This is a genomic window from Methanocalculus chunghsingensis (assembly GCF_018132105.1).
Lineage (GTDB): Archaea > Halobacteriota > Methanomicrobia > Methanomicrobiales > Methanocorpusculaceae > Methanocalculus > Methanocalculus chunghsingensis.
Map to the genome: position 1 here is coordinate 183,074 of NZ_JWHL01000001.1, position 18,548 is coordinate 201,621.

Sequence of the window (18,548 nt, forward strand, 5' to 3'; positions counted from 1 at the left end):
TTACCTTTTAATATTTGTAAAATCCTCTGCACTACTTGTTTCAAATATATATTCAACATCACTGAATGTAATACTATCATCTTTTTTCAGAGGATGAAGTGTCTTCAGACCAATGAACTTTGAAAAATCCATCTGCTTAATCGGACTTTCCGTTTCTGTTCTTTTGAAGGCAATATCTTCTGGAGCAATAATCTTTCCTTTTTGAATATCGTGTGCCGCTACGATAGCTTTTTTCATTGGACCAGTGTTTCCATACTTTTTCTCAGCAGCACTCATTTCAGGGGATCCATCTCCAACAACCTGTAGCGAGAGTGCCATCAACTCTTTGATCTTCTTCATCTGATCCCATCCAACAGCGGCATGATAATCAATTCTTTCAATCCCATAATCCGGAGTATAATGTTTTTCAAGGATTGGAATACCCATCATGGCACCCATACAACTGATGAAGACATTATTTGGATCGTCATAAGCAGTGTGATCGGCATATCCAACCGGCAGATCAAAGAATTCCTGTATTTTGAGCATCTTTTTCAGATTAATCTCTGCATAGTTTGTAGGATAATTCTGAAAGCCATACATGAGAAGAATATCATCTTTCCCTTCATTTTTTAGTAATTCTATAGCATAATGAATTTCATCCAGAGTTGACCCTCCAATACCAAGAATAACCTTACCTGGGAACTGTGCTGCTTCTTTCAGCATGTGATAGTCATTTAAACTTACAGCATGCAATTCGACAGCGAAAAGATCTGGAAATGTTGTATTAATGAACTCAAGACTCTCCTGGTCATCGCAAAGAGCAACAATATCCAGACCTCTCGCTTGAGCTATTCGGAAAGCCTCTATCCATTGTTCTTTTGAAAACATCCAGTTTTCAATTGTTTTTGAAAGGGGATGGTTCTCGACCATATATGATGACATATCAAAAAGAAGATGATATTTGATTGCTTGGACGCCAATCTCACCGATCTCTTCTATCATCTTCAGAAGATAGTCAAAATCACCTTCATGGTTGTATGCAGTTTCTCCGATGATGTAGGGGATCATTTATTCTCCATTTTTTTATTGAAGTGATATCTTGCCAGAACCTTACGAATAACAGGATGATAGATATGGTTCAGTGAACCCTTACCATATCCATTCCGATTAAATAGCATAAATCCATTACTTATTGTCTTTTTTGTATTATACTTCCTCATCAAATCATCAATCTTATGCTCATCATCGGGTCTATGATATGTACAAATATCCAAATATCTAATCATATTACTATCAAGAGTATTATTTGCTCCCCTAAGAAAGTTTAACTCCTGCCCCTCAATATCAGCCTTTATATACGTAGGATATGGTAAATCATATTTTTCAATCAGATTATCTAAAGAGTCAAGATGAAAGATTTCACTTGAACCGATTGTGACATGTTCTTCTTTTAAGGATACTCCTTCATTGATCAGTGTAATTTTTCCATCTAGTATCTCAGATCGAAATGTATATTTTAAAGCCTTAAAATTTGATGTGGATGGTTCAAATATGACTATATGCTTCGCTTTTTTAATCCACATTTTTGATTGAAAACCCTCTGCTGCACCCAAGTCATATATAATCCAATTCTCTCCCACATCAGAGATTGATAAATAACAATGCGGCGAATCACTTCGCTGTTCATTCATAATATTACTTAAATTTTGTTTTATTTTTATATCCTTCCAATCTATTGGATACGCAATAGAATCATTATTAACTTTTGCACATTTTAGATCATCACAATAATAAACGTTAATTTGTGGTTTAAAATCTATGAACTGAAATTCAGGATAAATACCTCCGTACATAAGATAGCGAAATAAGAAGGAATATGAAAAATTTGGCTCCTTTTTATTATTTGCTATCAACAAAATAATGAGTGCAAATCTTTTAAATAAATCCACAGTTGGTCTTAAAATATGACTTTTTACCATTTTTACACCATAAAAAATTGAGACACATAAACACAACAAGTAGAATAGTATATACCCAATTTCTTGAATAATATCCTTTCTGAACTGTAGGAGAGATTCAGATTCTTTATTATTTGAATTTGGAGGAAACAACTCCTCCTTCATAATTTGTATTCCTGTTGCTCTTGTTGACATCATGAGCGATAATTTAGCAATTAAATATCGTTGGACTGCTTTTTGTGAGAGAGAGAGATATGAGTGAAGATATGTATTTAATAATACCTTTCGCTTATATTTTTCTATGATAAAATAATGATCAGCAAAATACATCCACTTTGTTTTATTTTTTAAGGATTTTTTTCGAATTACACACTTTCCATTATCATAATAACAATCATAACTCATATCTGCAATTCTAAGGTACAGCTCTATTTCCGGAGCATAAAAATAATTTTCAGAATTATAAAAAATTTTTTGACCATTTTTATCTTTACTAATAAAAATTGTTTCTGATGGCGGCGGAACATTCTTCAATGAATAAATATGATCAAAATGTTTTTTTGCCGATAGAATTCCTGATATTGGTCGCTTCCGATTCTGATTCCCTGTGGCATATACACCAATATTTTTAATAGTGGTAACAATTAAATTTGCCCTCATTAAATGATTCTCATTAAATTGATCATCACCTTCCAACATTGCAATATACTTACCACTTGCATATTTTAGTGGTTCATTCCAATCAGCAACTCCATCAAGACGATTTGGTAGGCGAATAAAAGTATATTCAAAATTTGAACTATGATATATATTAGACTCAAAAAATCGATTAATCTCAGATACTGATTCATCATCACTACAATTATCAACAATAATTAATTCAAAATCTTTAAAGGTCTGTTTTGCTACAGACTCCAAAGTATTAAATATTGTCTTTCCTCTATTTGTGACAGGAATACATATACTAAAAGATTTACTCATTATTTCACACCTTTGTCATTTAACAAAGACTTAATATAAGTATATATACAGTCAGATATAGAGACAATAAATAGATTGTTAGATAATTGTGCTTTTTTATCCGGACCAATTACTAATGTTGGGATCTGTTTATTTGAAAAAGCGTATCCTTGATCAATTTCGTCATCAATATGCAAAACAATTTCATTTTCCTCTAATTCGTTAAATAACGCATCATCAAATTTATAATATAGCTTATCACACGGAATTCTATTTTTTTTCAACCAATTCAATGTCAAATCTTCTAATAAGGGATATTTCATTTTATTACCTATAGGACGAGATGTGACTATCATTATTAAGTAACCTTGCTTTTTCAATAATTGTAGTACATTGACCATATTCCTATTACATTTTAAATTTGCCTTGAATTCACTCCATCGGTATTTATCTTTAATATTATCATAGTCACTATGACCAATTGTACTCTTGATTTCCTCTTTGGTCAGAAAGTCTGCAGATAATTCATTATTAACATATTTAATCCAACACAATGGATAATCATTTAACACCCCATCTATATCGCATGTGATTATTTTCATCGAAATATTCTCTCCTAAATTGTCATCATTTTTATTATTTATCTCTGTTACATCTAAAGATTTTTCATTTAGTTAAGTCCGATATCTCTTTTTCGAGGAGAAAAAAAATAACCAACAGATCAAGCATCGGCTTTGGAATTGTGTGCGTTTCTTCAGCGAGGCGTGTACCAAATCCACCTGCGAGTGTGAGGGTTTTCATGAGACAATACAACTCCGGATCCCTATGAATAGCGAACAAACACATCACTCACAAGCATCAAAATAATGCAGAATCATACGCTGACAGTTTCACTCACATACTATGTGCAAAGAGTGATCATAAGTGCTTTGATAAGATTCTGTATCCCCAGAAAACTTCACACAAAGAGCCTCTCCGATCACTCCTCATCAATCTGAGGTTCTTCCGCACTCCCCTTCTCCCCCTGACCCAGATACAACCGATAATACTCCCCCCTCGCTTCAAGCAACTCCTCATGGCTCCCGCTCTCCACAATCTTCCCTGCCTTCAGGACATGAATCACATGGGCATCCTGGATCGTCGATAACCGGTGGGCAATCGTGATCACAGTCATATTCGCAGAAAGCCGCTTGACAGAATCGATGATCCGCTTCTCAGAGATATTATCAAGCGAACTCGTCGCCTCATCCAGCAGCAGGATCTCCGGATTCCGCAGGATAATCCGGGCAATCGCCACCCGCTGCCGCTGGCCGCCGGAGAGCTTCATCCCCTGGTCGCCGATGATAGTGTCATAGCCATAATCGGTTCGCATGATGAAGTCATGGGCATCGGCTCGGCGAGCGGCTGCGATGATCTCATCATCAGTGCAGTCGAGACCGAACCGGATATTCTCCCTGATAGAATCATTGTAGATGAAGGTCTCCTGGCCGATGTATCCAAGGGATCGGAGATAGCTTGTGGTGTCGAATTCATTGATATCCACCCCATCTATTGCAATCCTCCCGGAATCTGGAGAGTAGAGGAGAGCGAGGAGATTGGCGATCGTCGTCTTGCCGGATCCTGAGTCCCCGACGATTGCAACTGAGGTATTCTTTTCAATTGCAAACGAGAGATCACTGATCGTATTCCCGGCCGCATCCGGGTACCGGAAGCTTACCCCTTCAAATGCAATTGATCGATCAAAAGAGAGAGGAAGACCACCGCCCTGAATCCTCTTCTTCTCTCGCTCACTCTCTTCCTGGATGAGTTCTGCATGCACAAGCTCAAGGGCAGGGAGGTACTGAACCATATACGAGAGATTGCTCTGTGCCTGGCTTACTGCTGGTACCAGCCGGTAGAGGGCTAGCATGAATGTCCCAAAAAGGCCTATATAGGAGAGGAAATCCCCGCCTGTTGAGATGTAGAGCACAAGAGCACCAATTGCAATGACCGAGAACATCAGGAAATCATTGATGATCGATGGAAGCTTACTAAGAGCATTCACAAAAGTATATGCCTGCCTGAGCTTCGAAACAGCAGCATCATATTTTTCAGCCCAGAAAGAATGTGAACCCGTGATAAAGATCGTCTTGATCCCGGAGATGAACTCCTGGTAGGCAACGGACTTCTGCATAAGTGCAGTATTCAAAGCTGAACTGTTCCGGTAGACACGGGTGAAGAGCTGCTGCCTGATAAGATATGCATAGATTATTCCGAGGATCACCAGTGCGAAAGCTAGCCAGAAGGAGAGATAGATGATAAAAAGGAAATAGAGCAGTGCCATCAGGGAGTTCTTAACGCATTCCATGAACTGGTTGATCGCCTGGCCGGACTCTGTCACCGCTCCCTGCCCGATATACAGCAGATCGCCCTGCTTCTTTGCGGCAAAATAACTGTAATCATTGCCAATCAGGCGGGCAAAGATCCGCCTGTCAAGCGAATCCCGTACCGCTGCAAAGACATACGCCCCTGAGTAGGCAACAATCCCGTAAAACCCGGCGATGAATCCGGTTGTCAGAAGGAGCAGCAGTGCCGAGGCGAGGAACGGATGCATCGTTCCCGGCAGGATCAGGTCAAAGAACGTATCAAGGAGCCGGTGCTGGTTCTCGACATCCAGCCCGTAATTGATGATCGGGTACACAAGTGACACCCGGAAGACCTCAAGCCCGGCAAGTGCGATGACCGCCAGAAGATAGAGTGCGAGCATCTTCTTGAAGGGGCCGAAGAGATAGTAGAGAATACGACTAGCGTTCCTGATGACCGACACGAATGATCCCCGATTAGTTCCTCAGTGTTTGACGGACAGACGTATGTAGTATTCGATTGAAAGGAGGAGAGGGTCTGATCAATCATCCGGATTCGGGCATGGTGCTCAACCTTTACCGGATCCCACATGAATCTTCAATAAATTGAAGCTTCAATGCTGGTTCCTTTACAACAGGTTCCGGAATTCCTCTGGTGACAGGCCAGCCTGCGAGAGTATTGTTTGCAGGGTCTTTGGTGCCACTATTTGCCCTGAGTGGACTGGAACAGTGACCAGAAAGCCTCGTTCTGCATGATGGAGATAATGATGACTACCCCTGATATGCACAACTTCGAATCCTGCCCATCTTCAATGCCCGAATAACCGTATCTCCATGTATTATTGGGAGTTTCATATTAACCTTGACCCCTTTCTGATCGGGTAAAGCAGTCCAGCTCTATACTCAAGAAATCTGATGAGAGGATTAGATTATCAAGGATTAGAGTCCGGCATTCTCTGCATGCATTGGAACGGTAACTACAACGGGAATTGGTCTGCCGAGTTTTCTGGCAACCTCAATGTATCCGGATATCGCCTCCTCAATATGTGTCAGAGCCTCCTCCCAGGTTGACCCCTGGCTGATACATCCTGGAAGAGATGGAACAGTTACGGTATATCCGCCGTCTTCATTTTTTTCCATGAGAACAGTATAGCGAAGATCCTTCTCTGACATACGACTTCTCCAGATTAGACATTATGTATAGAACTATAAAGTGATTCTGATGAACCTCACCCTGAGGGGGAGAGGGTCTGATCAACCATCCGGATCCGGGCATGGTGCACAACCCTTGCCGGACCCATGACTTCCATCTCAAAGACCCCGCTGCTTCTGTGATTCGTATATTCCCTTCTGGTATGTTCCGGGTCTAACAGCCTACCACGGAGCTATCTCAGACACGCAAAGGAAGGTACGCTTTGAGCTTTTGTGGGGTGGCTATCAAAAGATTACTCATGCAATCACTCATGCAATCACTCATGCAATCTCTCCCCATGGTTGCCAGTCCATCAGAAGGTTATTTATTCACCAAATGCTAGAGAACACAGCTGTAGAATTATGGATAAAATGGGAGAATGGCTTGGAGTGGGCAGATTTGAATTTTAAAATTGTTCTTGAACAGGATGAGGATGGATGGTATATCGCTACAGTTCCAGCACTTCCGGGGTGCATCTCTCAAGGAAAAACTGAGGAGGAGGCAAAGAAGAATATTGTCGAAGCAATTGAACTTCATCTTCGTTCGCTTGCACAGGATGGTGTTCCACTGTATCAGAAAGATGGGCGAAAAGAGACATTTGTTGCAATCAACCTATGAGTTCTAAACTGCCAGTCCTTTCATGCGAGGTTCAATCAATCCGGAAATCTACCATTTCGGGATATACGGCCCCAGGTCTTCGATACGCTCTATATCGAGGATGTCCGCGCTCAGAATATCAAGCGTTGAGGAATCCAGGGTATCAATCGCCTGGCTGAGTGTCTGTGGCAATGGACCAAACTTCCTTGTCAACAGCTGTTTGATGACTTTTATCTGTCCCTCTTCCCTTCCTTCTTCCCTTCCCTTCTCCCTTCCCTTCTTCTCGGCGAATTTTATGACCTTCAGCATCTGTAACTCCTCCCACAGTTCTTCAAGTGTTTCTTCATCGACAATACGATTTGAGACGACAAGCGAGAGTACACATATCTTCTGGCTCACTGCCGTCTCAGGGACCTGTCTGAACGACACTGGTGAACGTGAACGATCTCTGCGCTGGCAGTTCCGCAGGCTTGCCGTTGATCAATGGATGTGTATCTGGAACAAGAATGGGGGAATGGCTCCAGAAGACATCTCTCTGTGTAAGGATCTCTGCGAGGATCAATCAATCCGGAAATCTACCATTTCGGGATATACTGCTTCAGGTCTTCGATACGCTCTATATCGAGGATGTCCGCGGTCAGAATATCAAGCGTTGAGGAGTCCAGGGTATCAATCGCCTGGCTGAGTGTCTGTGGCAATGGACCAAACTTCCTTGTCAACAGCTGTTTGATGACTTTTATCTGTCCCTCTTCCCTTCCCTTCTCTCTTCCCTTCTTCTCGGCGAATTTTATGACCTTCAGCATCTGTAACTCCTCCCACAGTTCTTCAAGTGTTTCTTCATCGACAATACGATTTGAGATGACAAGCGAGAGTACACATATCTTCTGGCTTACTGTCGTCTCAGGGATCTCCTTTGCAAGCTCAATCGTCTTCCTGAGCAGGGCATCTACTGACAGGCTGCTCCTCATCAGAGGCAGAAAGATTAATTCAAGCTCATTGATCTCTTCTCCTCTCTTCAATGCAGATTGAATCTTTTCAATCAACGCATCGCCGTCACGATTCCCGAGGATCAATTGTGTTACCGTATACTGTAAACTCCCGGTATTTATACTTTGTACACCCTTCGACCCGGTGAAGGGGGTCAGCACAATCGTATGGATCATCGTCTTATACCGGTTGTAGAGCCGGAGATCATAATGTGCAAAACGGACGAGATCATCCCGTGATAGGTGCGTCTCTTCTTCAAGATGGAGGATAGTGTTATCTTCCAGCCGGAAGGTGAGATCCATCATGTCATCATGTGTCTCCACCTCTGGAATTTCCGTCTCCATAAATCCGGTGATGCGTGGAAGATCAACCCCAAGGAAGTCCAGAGACCGGTTCTCAAAGAGAGAGAAGGCCTCTTTGAAGACGAGATCATAATTCTGATGATTAATCTGCTGCATGTCTGGTACCAGAACTGGGATTGTATCATATGAGTACTCTTCGATTCATTCCACCGTCTTCTCCAACGTATCCAGCACCCATCCAAAACCAATACATATGATGATGGACGCCCATTATGTACATATGAGACCGGGCATGCCCCCCACAGAAGACCTGGCACGCGAAGCTGTCAGGCGCATATGGATCAGTTGCAGCAGGGCAGGCAAGGGATGATTCGGATCTCGATCTCTGCCTCTGGTATGATGGAGATGCAACCGAGGCCGAACGATTCAGGTTTGCGTGTATAAAAGAGCTCTCTGATTCCCGGTATGATATCCTGATCTTTTTCCACCTCCCGCTCTACATCAGAATTGAGGTCATCCGGGGCCGCCTCCTCTATGCAAAAGATTTGCGCTTTGTGTATGACATTGCATACCGGACAATCAGGGAATTTGATTATTTCAAACACCGTTTCTATGACTATATCGGAAAAGAGGCGATGGTATGAGGGGCGATATGAGTAGTGTGGTCAGGGACACACTGATCCGGATAAAACTCAACTTCTCCAACCGTATTCAGGATCCGTGAGAAACTCGTGGTTGTTACATTTTTCGACTCTTCTCCAAAATTCTGATCGCGGGGATTCTTCCAGAATTCTTAAGAACGTGGGAAAAGATCCCGAGTAGAATTCCCGATGCAACAACCTGATTATCGGGAGTGAGTTAAAGCAGGTGAGGCGGGGATTTCTGATGCTCAATACCATAGCCCTTCTTAAAAGTAATACGAGACCTGTCTCTGACTTGTTAACACCAATAATCTTAAAGCCTGAAAATGATTAATAGTATCAAGACACATTATTATACAGCTGTATATGATTATACAACTGTATAAACACATATCGCCACATCCATGTACTGGTGTGTATTGATACACGAAGGTATAATCCAAACTATAACAGAAGGAAAAGAAAAGAATTGTCGTATGGAGAAGGGTAAAATGACGGCACAGAAAAAGGCTGATGTAGCAACGAAGCGGGTAGCCCTCACCCCGGGTACATGGGCGGCACTCTCGAATATCAAAGAACCGGGGAAGACCCTTGGTGAAACAGTTGCTGATCTTATTGCTGAACACCAGAGACGAAAGCTTGAGTTGGATCTCGATGAAATTGATGCAACCGGCACCTTCACCTCATGGGAAGAAGCAAAAAAAGAACTTAATCTGTAAACGAGGTTCTTTGTGCAGATCAAAATAGAGGATCGTGCAAAGGAATTCATCCGGGAACTTCCACAAAAAGATCGACGTATCATTGGCGAACATATCGAACAGCTTATCCACCATCCACATGCCCGGGGGAATATCAAGAAGCTTCATACAAAAAAACCCCGTTGGCGCATGCATATATCATGGAAATACACGATATTCTTTTCAGCCGATTCCGATACCGTATGGATCGAGAAGATCATGACAATTGAACAGGCGCACAAGAAATATGGGAAGATCTGACAGTAAAGAAGTAGTTCGCTCATCAAAAACTGATCCACTTTCAGCAAAATCTTTCTCCCAATACCTCCCTGTAGAATCCCATGGCGAAAACGATTCAACTTCAGCCGGAGACAAAAACCCGTCTGGATGCCTGAAAAATCCACCCCCGGGAGAGTGATGATGAAACACTCAACCGCCTTCTGGACATGGCACTTGACCCGGAGCCTCTCTCAGAAGAGACATTGCACCAGATCGAGGAGGGGATAGCAGACATCCGTGCCGGTCGCTTGAGCTCACTTGAAGATATCACGGTGGAACTGGATCTGAAATGATCTGGCGAGTCTTATTCACTCCGAAAGCGGAACGAGACTTAAAAAGCCTTCAAAAGCCCGAGGAACAGCGGATAAAAGACGAGTTGACCGCTCTCGCAGAAGAAGCGCATCCCCGTTTACACGTAAAACAAAAGGGAAACCAAAACATTCCGGCTTACTCCTATCGAATAGGGCGGTTTCGAATCATCCTCACAATTGAGGATGATATGATGGTAATCTTTGTGATCGAGATCGGGGATCGAAGCATAGTCTACCGAAAGTATTGATGTGGTGCGGGTTTTACATGGCATCACTATTTCTACAACTTGATTTAAGGAGATCGGGTACACTACACCATTTATCATTCTGTTAATTTCCATCATATTTTCGCCCTTTTTCTGATCGTGCCATGAAATGTATCGAAAGCTTTATTGTAGTGTAGTGTTTACATAACACTACAATGACCTGGATTCGGCGTATGAAAAAGGGGGACAAAGTATACCTGTGTGAATACCGGAGTGTCAGAGAAGGGAAGAAGGTCCGGAGTGAGTTTGTCAGATACCTGGGGATCGAAGGTGACCAGGAGAAGGTACCTCTCCCAAAGAAAACCATGATAGACTGGAAACCACCTGAACGATCCGTTCGGGCAGGTGATGTGACCGTTCTTTGGTCAATTGCCAGTGAGATGATGATGCCCGAGATTATTGACCGGATATGCGGCCGTAAAGGACGGAGAAAAACCAATAGTCCGGGGAAACTTCTGACATTGTGGGCGATTAACCGGGCGTTGGATCCTGAAAGTACAACCAATCTTGAAGAATGGATTGCGAGCACATCACTCCCTGAACTGGCACAGTTATCACCAAAAGGAAGTGATAGAGATGCGTTTTATGCGGCTCTTGATTGTATCTGCTCTGAGGATCCGGCAACAGGCCATCTCGTTAACAATACTCCGGCAATTGATGAGTCATTGTATGCGAAATGGAGAGATCTTCACCCAATACCAAATGGAGAATCAGAGTTTCTGGCATATGATATGACATCGACCCTCACCTATGGAGCCAGCTGCCCTCTTGCTGAAAAAGGACATAGTGCTGAGGACTGGCGACACCGACAGTTCAACCTCTCTCTTTTGGTTTCCAAATACGATTCTCAGCCACTGGCTCATATGGTTCATCCCGGAAATCACTCTTCGATGACCACTATGCAGCACGTTATTCCCCGGCTGTCCGACTTTGCAATACATAATGGGACTATTATCTGGGATAGAGGGAATACCTCGAAAAAAACGGTTGTCGCATTGGAGAGAATGGGATGGAAGGTTGTGTGCGGTGTCCCAAAGATCTCAAATGAAGTGAAAAGCATCATTATGGCAACCGAGGTTCCGGAAAATCCCGAGTCTTTGGTTCCCTGCAAGAAGACCGGAGAGTTGTATGCATGTACGGCTGTGGCTCCGTTCTATGGCCAGGAACGGAAAGTGGTTATCTATAAAAACGTCACAAAAGCGGCCAAATCGCTTATTCGGAGAAACAAAGCAATCTATGAGATTTCACATGAGTTAGATCAGCTGAGGGGCAAACGATCGTTCAAATCGCAAAGAGATCTGGCCAGTGCGATAAAAGCGATTGTCAATGGCTGGAGCAGCTTTTTTACGATACAGTACCCGGAAGATGAAAACCAGATATCCTTCTCCTGGTCGCTGAATCAGAAAAGAGTTGATGATGCTAAAGCGATGGATGGAAAATTTCTGTTGTATGCAACAGATGAGACGTTTACCGCTCAGGAGATTGTCAGGATGTATCTTGAAAAAGACTTCATCGAGAAGGTTTTCAGGACAGTAAAGACGGATGAGGAGTTAAAACCAATCCGCCACAGATTGGAGTCACGGGTCAGGGCTATATTTTTTGTCTGTACATTGGCGTACCGATTACTGGCTGCCCTTCGTTGGAGGATCAATTCATCGAATTCTCGATATGTGACGTTATCAGCAACTCAATTACTCCGAAAGCTTGGAAGGGTCGAGAAGTTAGAGGTGGATTTTGGGAAAGAATATGAGGTGTTCTATGTGAATGTGATGAAGGATCTCAGTGAACAGGTGGTAGCACTTGGTATGAACGATCTCTTTGCGACTCGAAGGTTTCTGAAGGAGTAGTGTACATAAACTCCGTAATTCAGGCTACAAATGCGATTACAACATCAGTGTAGAATTATGGATAATATGAGAGAACGGCTTGGAGTGGGCAGATTTGAATTTTAAAATTTTTCTTGAACAGGATGAGGATGGATGGTATATCGCTACAGTTCCAGCACTTCCGGGGTGCATCTCTCAAGGAAAAACTGAGGAGGAGGCAAAGAAGAATATTGTCGAAGCAATTGAACTTCATCTTCGTTCGCTTGCACAGGATGGTGTTCCACTGTATCAGAAAGAAGGACGAAAAGAGACATTTGTTGCCATCAATCTATGAGTTCTAAACTGCCAGTCCTTTCAGGTAAGGAGGTGGTAAAAGCACTGAGTAGACTGGGATATTGTGTTCATGATCAAAAGGGGAGCCATATTCATCTCAGGCACCCGATCCAAAGACCATTGACGGTTCCAAACCACCAGGAGATTGCACGAGGTACATTACGAGTCATCATCAAGGATGCAGATCTCACTGTTGAGGCATTTTTAGACTTGTTATAACCACCCATTTTTTCGTCGTACCCTTTCCCTTATCCAATCTCTTGATACGAAAAGAGATTCAGGAAAACAATGCTTCCATCTCAAAGACCCCGCTGATTCTGTGATTCGCATAATCCCTTCGATTGTCGATTCAGTTCTTCGCTCTGCCAGCACAGCCAGATCATGGAGATCTTCCTGCAACTGCTCGTATTCATCAAGAGACAAAATGACTGCAACATGCTTCCCCCGCTCATCGATAATAAACTGTTCTTTGAATACACCCATCGTTGTTTTCCTCTGTGTAGCAGAATGCACAAGCTCGGAGGTAGTAAGGAGCTTTATTCCGATCAGACTATTCTCGTCATCGTAATCAAGGATGATCCCCTGCTTTATCCCTTCTGAATCCTTAATAGGGGTATCAGACAGCCGCATATACACTGCATCAGCCTCTTTGGCGATTCTTACTTTTAATGCGCATCCCTCCTGCCAATGAATGGTGCAATCGCGTGGTGAGGGGATAAAATGGGATTGATGATGAACCTGATCACGCTTCTCACACTTCAAAAAAGATTGTGGTAGTACTATTCAGATCCTCAACCCTTCCATCACCGCCCGGTACGACACAGAAACCTCCTGCCCCGTCTCAACAATCCGATACGTCCCTGTTGCCACAACCACATCATCCGGCCCGGCCTCGGTCGGATACGGGAGCACAAAGATCCCGTCCCGGCTCTCCTGCCGGTAGGTGAATGTCCTGCCGGTATTCGTCTCAACCGGCACCTCAATCGTTCCTTCTCCTTCGAGAACTGCACCGGAGACGAACTCGAAGATCTTCACATACCGGATATCGCCGCCACTGCTAAGGACATTTGTCGGTGATTCGTAGACAAGCCTGAACCGCTGCAGGGCATCAAGGTCTGTCGATGGTGTAAACATCTCCGGTGAGAGAATCTCGGCAGAATGGTTCGCCGGGGCGGCCCGGGTGAATTCCTCGATGTACCGCAGTGCATCCTCAACCGTACCTGCCTGCTGGACGTTAGTGATTACGGGATAGGGGCTGGTTCCAAGGCCCAGTGCAGATGCCGGAGCAGACTCGACAACGAGAATCTCTCCGGCAGGTGTCGCCGAACCATCAAAGGCGTGGAGCCGCTGGATCATCGTCTGATAATAACTCTCTCGGTACAACTGGATGGTTGAGTAAGAACCTGTTGTAGCCGACTCCTGGTACAGCATCGGCTTCTGGAAGGGATCAGTCGCGTTCACCGGATCATGCCAGGTGGCCATCGCCCAGAATTTTCCGGTCGCCATCTCGATATCGGTGATCACATACCGGATGCCGAGCTCTTCCAGCATCCCGGTTGCAGCATTAACATCTGTTTCCATAAAGAAATGTGCTGATGTTGTCGCCCCCCGCTGGAACGGATTTGCATGTGGTATCCGTTTGGAGACGAAGGTGATCCAGTGGCCGTAATCCCACCAGGAAAGCACTCCATAAGCTTCAGTCGGGTATTCAAAGGTATCCCGGACTTTCGGGGAGTCATAGATCTCATAATAATCCAGACCGGGATCCGACGTGTTCTCTCCAAGCCAGACGAGTGCGGCTGTCCAGTCACTGTTTATCCCCCCACCGACATTTGAGCCCATCATGATATTTGCGGACGCACTTGACCATGCAAAGAGGAGGGCGATGATCACCGTAACTACAAGTAGTCCGGAGCGGAGGGGCTTGCCAGATGGCTCTGCCGGTGCTTTCTGAACGACCTTCTGTTTCCTCCCTTTCTTCCCGGTATCCTCAGGGACGTCATCAGGAGCTTCAGGGGGTACCTCTTCTTCTTTCAGCTTGAGAAGCCTCTCAATTCCGGCAAGACGGAGGAGGTCCCTGCCGCCGATCTGCATCACTGCACCAACACAAATGGCCGCCATCAGTGCGATATTAGCGGCAAGATAATACTCAAACCGGACCTGCCGGGTGGTTGCAACGAAGATAAGGGCAAACCAGATGAGGGTGAAGAGAGCAGGAGCGTCATTCTGTTTCCAGATCCGATAGAGAAGATAGACCACACCGCCAGCGACAAGAATCCAGCCCCAATTAAAGACAGAGACTGCATTTGCAAACTGCCAGGGCATCGCCTCCTGAACGGTGAGAACGACAGCCTGCATACCAAACACTGCAGTGAACTGGCCGATATACCCTCGTGTCAGATTTGGCAATGCCAGCAAACCAACAATCAAAGAAACGATAGTCAGGCCAACAAGAGATATTGGGTAGAAGTACCAGGGACGATCTGAAAGATACCGGGAGATACCATAGAGGATAAGTGACCCGATAATAAGCAGTCCATAAACAACGATGTTCCCGGGTCCATAGACACCTACACCAAACCCTGTCTGATTCAGTCCAAAAGGAATGATCCCAAGAATGACCACAAGGAATGTGACAACGTTTGTCAGGATGAGATAATCCGATGCCTCTTTGCGGAACTGGTCAAGGAGTACCTGGATGATCGTATAGATTACCACAATCACGCCGAAGATAACCATCGTCGTCATAGTGTAGAAACCAAGGAGGAACGCAATGCCCGCAAGAGCCGGATAGATCAGCACCGGATTCTTCAGGCTCGAGAGATCAGAAAGCCTCACCCCGCTCTCCTTCATTTTCATCAATGCAACAATAAAACAAAGGCAAAAGAGCGTCGAAAAGAGTGTCTCTCCGATATGATGGTCCACAAATCCAAAGAGCGACCGATATGCATACTGGCCGGAGACAATTGCAATAAACCCGGCAGAAACAAGCCCGGTCTTCCAGTCCACAAGCTTTGCACCAAGCCCGTACATCACTGGAACCATCGCAACTGCCATCAGCGGCGGAAGGAACGAGGCGACATACATAATCTCCGGGCGGGTCGATGCCCCGGTCAGGATCACAAGAACGACCGCAAGCAGCCGGAAGAGCGGGCCCCAGTAGATCGCCTCTCCCATCGGGAAATGCGTCATCGGATCAAACCAGGAGTACGCAGGGAAATCAAGCGCCATCTGTTCGATCTGGCGGAGACTGTACCAGGGATCATTCCCTAGGAGATTAACCCAGTCATCCGAGACGATCCTGGGAATCGGAAGGGTCCGCAACCAGAATGTCAGAAGGGAAAAAGCGATCAGGCAGGTACCGATAAATGAATATCGGATCATTCGCCTGGTTATCTGAATATTTGACCCCTTACGCATATGATCAATCTATGCCTCAGAGGATAATAATACGTATTATTTATCTCTCCTCCCCGGAGAGAATCTCTTCTATAACAGTTTCAAACTCGGCTGCCTTCCTCTTCCAGGAGAAACGGGAAAAATCAATGGTATACTCCAACCTTTCCAGGTAGATCCGCCGAACTGTATTAACGAACTCATCCGGGCTCCGATAGATATGAAGGTGAGGCCCGCCAATCGCCTCAACATCCGGGATCGGGGTCGAGAGGATCGGCCGGGAGCATGCTGAATATTCAAAGAACTTATTTGGGAGTGCTATCTGCACCCATTGCGGTGGAGAGAGCGGGATGGTGCAGACATCCATCGCATTCATGTAGAGCGGGAGTTCATCATACCGCTTTCCCCCGGTGAAGGTGACCATATCATCAAGGTTCAGAGAGGCGACCAGCACCTTCAGCTCATCAATATAATCGGTGAAGAGCGATCCCCCAACAATAAGTAAATGTACCTCAGGACAGAAGGATCGGATCTCTGGCAGCATCCTGATCAGTTGATCAATCGCATACCAACGCTCGACACTCCCTGCAAAGCCTATCACAAAACTCTCCGAATCCAGCCCGACCTGTCTTTTACACACTCCCGTATCCCGTGGATAGAAGAGATCGGTATTGACTCCGTTTGTGATGAGCCCGGCAGAAAATCCATACTCTGCCAGCTGACGAACCAGGGATGGTGATACGGTCGTCACCCGGGTGCTATGAGAGAGATTCCACCGTGTAATCTTCCAGACAGTTGACCGGATCGCCTCTTTCAGGAAACGATTATTATAGTATGCAGCGGCTGAGTCAGGGAACCAGTCCTTGAGATCAAAGATGACCGGGACATTCTGCCGCTCCGCTGCTTTAACCATCGCTGCTCCTGCCAAAACATGCGCCCCGACGACGATATCGATATCTTCCTCCTTAATGATCCGATCGATCACCCTGAAATGATAAGGGGCATTCAATGTATAGTGAAGAAGCGGGCTCTGAAAGGGGAAGAGTGTCGCCTCATGCACTTTCAGCCTCGTCTCCCGTTCTTCTCCCCGGCTGACATGAAAGTGCGGGACATGGACTTCATGCCGGAGTGCCAGCTCCTCGCAGATGTAATGATGGCGGGATGGAATCGGATGGTGGATGTAATCCTGCGTTGAGACGAGGAGGATTCGCCGTTTCGCACCCATCGATCAGATCACTCCGATAACTTTCCAGAATAATGAACATACAACCTGATCCTTCCATCCGTTAGGTCGTGCTGGATATTTCGAGTACGCCATATGCATGATACCCTGTTTGTACCCGGCACTATTAATTCTGCCACACATACAAGAGAGCCGTTCAATTTGGATTCCATGTTCTTGATCCATATTCAGAATGCAGATCCTGTTTTACAAGATGAAAACCGATAATGATCCAGAACAGTCGGGGTTAGTCAGATGGATGTCGGTGTCATCGGAGTAGGAGTGATGGGCAGAAATCATGCCCGAATTTATAGTGAGCTAAAGGAGATTGGAACAACCTATGTCTTTGACCTTGATACAAAAAGTGCTGAAGAGGTTGCTGCCCAGACGGGAGCCGTGGTCTGTTCCTCGATTGGTGAACTGCTCAGGAAGGTCGATCTCGTCTCACTCGCTGTCCCTACCCGGTTCCACTTCGAGACCGCAAAACAGGTGATCGGATCCGGGGTGCATACCTTAATTGAAAAGCCGATCTGCTCCACCGTATCCGAGGCTGAGGAGCTGATCCAGGAGATTCCGGATGGGATTACAGTTGGAATCGGGCATATCGAGCGGTTCAACCCGATCGTCCCTGAGATCCGAAGAATCGCAACCGCCCCCCAGTATGTCGCCTTCCACCGGCACAACCCGGCATCCGGCCGGATCACTGATGCCTCAATCGTCGAGGACCTGATGATCCATGATATCGACATCCTCTTCAATGCCTTCTTCCCGGATCAGCAGCATTCCTTCTCGGTACGCGGAAACAAAGATATCGCGCTTGTTCTCGGATCTGTAGATACCACCTCCTTCTATCTCTCTGCCTCAAGGAAATCCGCAAAAAAGATCCGTTCGATCTACATTGAGGAAGAAGAGCGTACAATCGAGGGCGATTTCATGACCCAGGAGATCTTTGTATACCGGAAACCGGAGACCTATGATCAGACGAACGGCTTATACCGACAGGAGAATATCATCGAGAAGGTGCTCGTGAACAAGGTCGAGCCACTGAAGGTCGAACTTCAGGCATTTGTACGGGCTGCCAGGGATGGCAGACCATTTGAGGTGACGCCAGAGCAGGGGCTTGCAAATCTGAGGATCTGTGAGGCGATCCAGCGGGGGATTTCCAGGTGATAGGAGAGAACCAGAACTGTAAGATCGAAGGGGTTCCTGCCTACCGG

Annotated in this window: 21 protein-coding genes; 10 read left to right on the plus strand and 11 right to left on the minus strand. The window is 45.2% G+C overall.

The window, feature by feature from the left end; translation table 11 throughout:
- From RJ53_RS01010 to RJ53_RS01035, 6 genes are all read right to left on the minus strand, one after another.
- A complete protein-coding gene (locus RJ53_RS01010) occupies positions 1 to 1,050 on the minus strand; it encodes an N-acetylneuraminate synthase family protein (RefSeq protein ID WP_211529740.1) in 1,050 nt (349 codons plus the stop codon).
- Positions 1,047 to 2,921 carry a glycosyltransferase gene (locus tag RJ53_RS01015; RefSeq protein WP_211529741.1) on the minus strand — a complete coding sequence of 625 codons (1,875 nt, stop codon included), beginning with the start codon at positions 2,919 to 2,921 and terminating at the stop codon, positions 1,047 to 1,049. The genes RJ53_RS01010 and RJ53_RS01015 overlap by 4 nt, the downstream gene beginning before the upstream one ends.
- Complete coding sequence (locus RJ53_RS01020; RefSeq protein WP_211529742.1) at positions 2,921 to 3,502, minus strand: HAD family hydrolase; 582 nt, start codon at positions 3,500 to 3,502, stop codon at positions 2,921 to 2,923. Before RJ53_RS01020 ends, RJ53_RS01015 begins: the two co-directional genes overlap by 1 nt.
- A 377-nt stretch (positions 3,503 to 3,879) precedes the next feature.
- Entirely contained in the window at positions 3,880 to 5,706 is a 1,827-nt protein-coding gene (locus RJ53_RS01025) for an ABC transporter ATP-binding protein (protein ID WP_211529743.1), read from the minus strand.
- A gap of 165 nt (positions 5,707 to 5,871) precedes the next feature.
- Positions 5,872 to 6,030, minus strand: coding sequence for a type II toxin-antitoxin system HicA family toxin (locus tag RJ53_RS11570; RefSeq protein ID WP_343221798.1), 159 nt, complete (start codon positions 6,028 to 6,030; stop codon positions 5,872 to 5,874).
- 151 nt (positions 6,031 to 6,181) lie between these two features.
- Complete coding sequence (locus tag RJ53_RS01035; protein WP_211529744.1) at positions 6,182 to 6,415, minus strand: type II toxin-antitoxin system HicB family antitoxin; 234 nt, start codon at positions 6,413 to 6,415, stop codon at positions 6,182 to 6,184.
- A 355-nt stretch (positions 6,416 to 6,770) separates the two neighbouring features.
- Between RJ53_RS01035 and RJ53_RS01040 the strand changes: the two genes are divergently transcribed.
- Positions 6,771 to 7,052 carry a type II toxin-antitoxin system HicB family antitoxin gene (locus RJ53_RS01040; RefSeq protein ID WP_211529745.1) on the plus strand — a complete coding sequence of 94 codons (282 nt, stop codon included), beginning with the start codon at positions 6,771 to 6,773 and terminating at the stop codon, positions 7,050 to 7,052.
- A 48-nt stretch (positions 7,053 to 7,100) separates the two neighbouring features.
- On the opposite strand, the gene RJ53_RS01045 is transcribed toward RJ53_RS01040, so the two are convergent.
- Together RJ53_RS01045 and RJ53_RS01050 are read right to left on the minus strand one after the other, a co-directional pair.
- Positions 7,101 to 7,430 (minus strand): DUF4351 domain-containing protein, encoded by a 330-nt coding sequence (locus tag RJ53_RS01045; RefSeq protein ID WP_211529746.1) that lies wholly within the window; start codon positions 7,428 to 7,430, stop codon positions 7,101 to 7,103.
- A 176-nt stretch (positions 7,431 to 7,606) separates the two neighbouring features.
- A complete protein-coding gene (locus RJ53_RS01050; RefSeq protein ID WP_211529747.1) occupies positions 7,607 to 8,476 on the minus strand; it encodes a DUF4351 domain-containing protein in 870 nt (289 codons plus the stop codon).
- A gap of 167 nt (positions 8,477 to 8,643) precedes the next feature.
- On the opposite strand from RJ53_RS01050, the gene RJ53_RS01055 reads away from it, so the two are divergent.
- The 8 genes from RJ53_RS01055 (at position 8,644) to RJ53_RS01090 (ending at position 12,932) form a co-directional block, all read left to right on the plus strand.
- The gene (locus RJ53_RS01055; protein ID WP_211529837.1) at positions 8,644 to 8,964 is read left to right on the plus strand and encodes a nucleotidyltransferase domain-containing protein; all 321 of its coding nucleotides are present in this window, start codon (positions 8,644 to 8,646) and stop codon (positions 8,962 to 8,964) included.
- A 488-nt stretch (positions 8,965 to 9,452) separates the two neighbouring features.
- Positions 9,453 to 9,680 carry a hypothetical protein gene (locus tag RJ53_RS01060; protein WP_211529748.1) on the plus strand — a complete coding sequence of 76 codons (228 nt, stop codon included), beginning with the start codon at positions 9,453 to 9,455 and terminating at the stop codon, positions 9,678 to 9,680.
- Positions 9,681 to 9,692: 12 nt separating this feature from the next.
- The gene (locus RJ53_RS01065) at positions 9,693 to 9,959 is read left to right on the plus strand and encodes a hypothetical protein (protein ID WP_211529749.1); all 267 of its coding nucleotides are present in this window, start codon (positions 9,693 to 9,695) and stop codon (positions 9,957 to 9,959) included.
- Between the two features lie 185 nt (positions 9,960 to 10,144).
- A complete protein-coding gene (locus tag RJ53_RS11825; protein ID WP_343221799.1) occupies positions 10,145 to 10,270 on the plus strand; it encodes a hypothetical protein in 126 nt (41 codons plus the stop codon).
- Complete coding sequence (locus RJ53_RS01075) at positions 10,267 to 10,536, plus strand: type II toxin-antitoxin system RelE family toxin (protein WP_211529750.1); 270 nt, start codon at positions 10,267 to 10,269, stop codon at positions 10,534 to 10,536. Before RJ53_RS11825 ends, RJ53_RS01075 begins: the two co-directional genes overlap by 4 nt.
- Before the next feature lie 173 nt (positions 10,537 to 10,709).
- Positions 10,710 to 12,401 (plus strand): IS1634 family transposase, encoded by a 1,692-nt coding sequence (locus RJ53_RS01080; protein ID WP_211529751.1) that lies wholly within the window; start codon positions 10,710 to 10,712, stop codon positions 12,399 to 12,401.
- Positions 12,402 to 12,495: 94 nt separating this feature from the next.
- A complete protein-coding gene (locus RJ53_RS01085) occupies positions 12,496 to 12,714 on the plus strand; it encodes a type II toxin-antitoxin system HicB family antitoxin (RefSeq protein ID WP_211529752.1) in 219 nt (72 codons plus the stop codon).
- Positions 12,711 to 12,932, plus strand: a complete 222-nt coding sequence (locus tag RJ53_RS01090) for a type II toxin-antitoxin system HicA family toxin (protein WP_211529753.1) — start codon at positions 12,711 to 12,713, stop codon at positions 12,930 to 12,932. Before RJ53_RS01085 ends, RJ53_RS01090 begins: the two co-directional genes overlap by 4 nt.
- Here the strand turns inward: RJ53_RS01090 and RJ53_RS01095 are convergent.
- The 3 genes from RJ53_RS01095 to RJ53_RS01105 are packed head-to-tail and all read right to left on the minus strand — an operon-like array spanning position 12,927 to position 17,334.
- Positions 12,927 to 13,475: a DUF2283 domain-containing protein gene (locus RJ53_RS01095; RefSeq protein ID WP_211529754.1), complete on the minus strand. Its 549-nt coding sequence runs from the start codon at positions 13,473 to 13,475 to the stop codon at positions 12,927 to 12,929. The two genes, RJ53_RS01090 and RJ53_RS01095, sit on opposite strands and share 6 nt — an antisense overlap.
- Before the next feature lie 21 nt (positions 13,476 to 13,496).
- Entirely contained in the window at positions 13,497 to 16,133 is a 2,637-nt protein-coding gene (locus RJ53_RS01100) for an oligosaccharyl transferase, archaeosortase A system-associated (protein WP_211529755.1), read from the minus strand.
- A gap of 40 nt (positions 16,134 to 16,173) precedes the next feature.
- Complete coding sequence (locus tag RJ53_RS01105) at positions 16,174 to 17,334, minus strand: glycosyltransferase (RefSeq protein WP_211529756.1); 1,161 nt, start codon at positions 17,332 to 17,334, stop codon at positions 16,174 to 16,176.
- Positions 17,335 to 17,586: 252 nt separating this feature from the next.
- Here RJ53_RS01105 and RJ53_RS01110 point away from each other — a divergent pair, with 252 nt between their 5' ends.
- On the plus strand, positions 17,587 to 18,501 hold the full coding sequence (locus tag RJ53_RS01110) for a Gfo/Idh/MocA family protein (RefSeq protein WP_211529757.1): 915 nt from the start codon (positions 17,587 to 17,589) through the stop codon (positions 18,499 to 18,501).
- Positions 18,502 to 18,548: the final 47 nt, after the last annotated feature.

Bases quoted from the DNA above. Each gene is read 5' to 3' on its own strand.
- RJ53_RS01010 (WP_211529740.1), bottom strand. From the start codon at position 1,050: ATGATCCCCTACATCATCGGAGAAACTGCATACAACCATGAAGGTGAT.
- RJ53_RS01015 (WP_211529741.1), bottom strand. From the start codon at position 2,921: ATGAGTAAATCTTTTAGTATATGTATTCCTGTCACAAATAGAGGAAAG.
- RJ53_RS01020 (WP_211529742.1), bottom strand. From the start codon at position 3,502: ATGAAAATAATCACATGCGATATAGATGGGGTGTTAAATGATTATCCA.
- RJ53_RS01035 (WP_211529744.1), bottom strand. From the start codon at position 6,415: ATGTCAGAGAAGGATCTTCGCTATACTGTTCTCATGGAAAAAAATGAA.
- RJ53_RS01040 (WP_211529745.1), top strand. From the start codon at position 6,771: ATGCTAGAGAACACAGCTGTAGAATTATGGATAAAATGGGAGAATGGC.
- RJ53_RS01050 (WP_211529747.1), bottom strand. From the start codon at position 8,476: ATGCAGCAGATTAATCATCAGAATTATGATCTCGTCTTCAAAGAGGCC.
- RJ53_RS01060 (WP_211529748.1), top strand. From the start codon at position 9,453: ATGACGGCACAGAAAAAGGCTGATGTAGCAACGAAGCGGGTAGCCCTC.
- RJ53_RS11825 (WP_343221799.1), top strand. From the start codon at position 10,145: ATGGCACTTGACCCGGAGCCTCTCTCAGAAGAGACATTGCACCAGATC.
- RJ53_RS01075 (WP_211529750.1), top strand. From the start codon at position 10,267: ATGATCTGGCGAGTCTTATTCACTCCGAAAGCGGAACGAGACTTAAAA.
- RJ53_RS01080 (WP_211529751.1), top strand. From the start codon at position 10,710: ATGACCTGGATTCGGCGTATGAAAAAGGGGGACAAAGTATACCTGTGT.
- RJ53_RS01090 (WP_211529753.1), top strand. From the start codon at position 12,711: ATGAGTTCTAAACTGCCAGTCCTTTCAGGTAAGGAGGTGGTAAAAGCA.
- RJ53_RS01100 (WP_211529755.1), bottom strand. From the start codon at position 16,133: ATGCGTAAGGGGTCAAATATTCAGATAACCAGGCGAATGATCCGATAT.
- RJ53_RS01105 (WP_211529756.1), bottom strand. From the start codon at position 17,334: ATGGGTGCGAAACGGCGAATCCTCCTCGTCTCAACGCAGGATTACATC.
- RJ53_RS01110 (WP_211529757.1), top strand. From the start codon at position 17,587: ATGGATGTCGGTGTCATCGGAGTAGGAGTGATGGGCAGAAATCATGCC.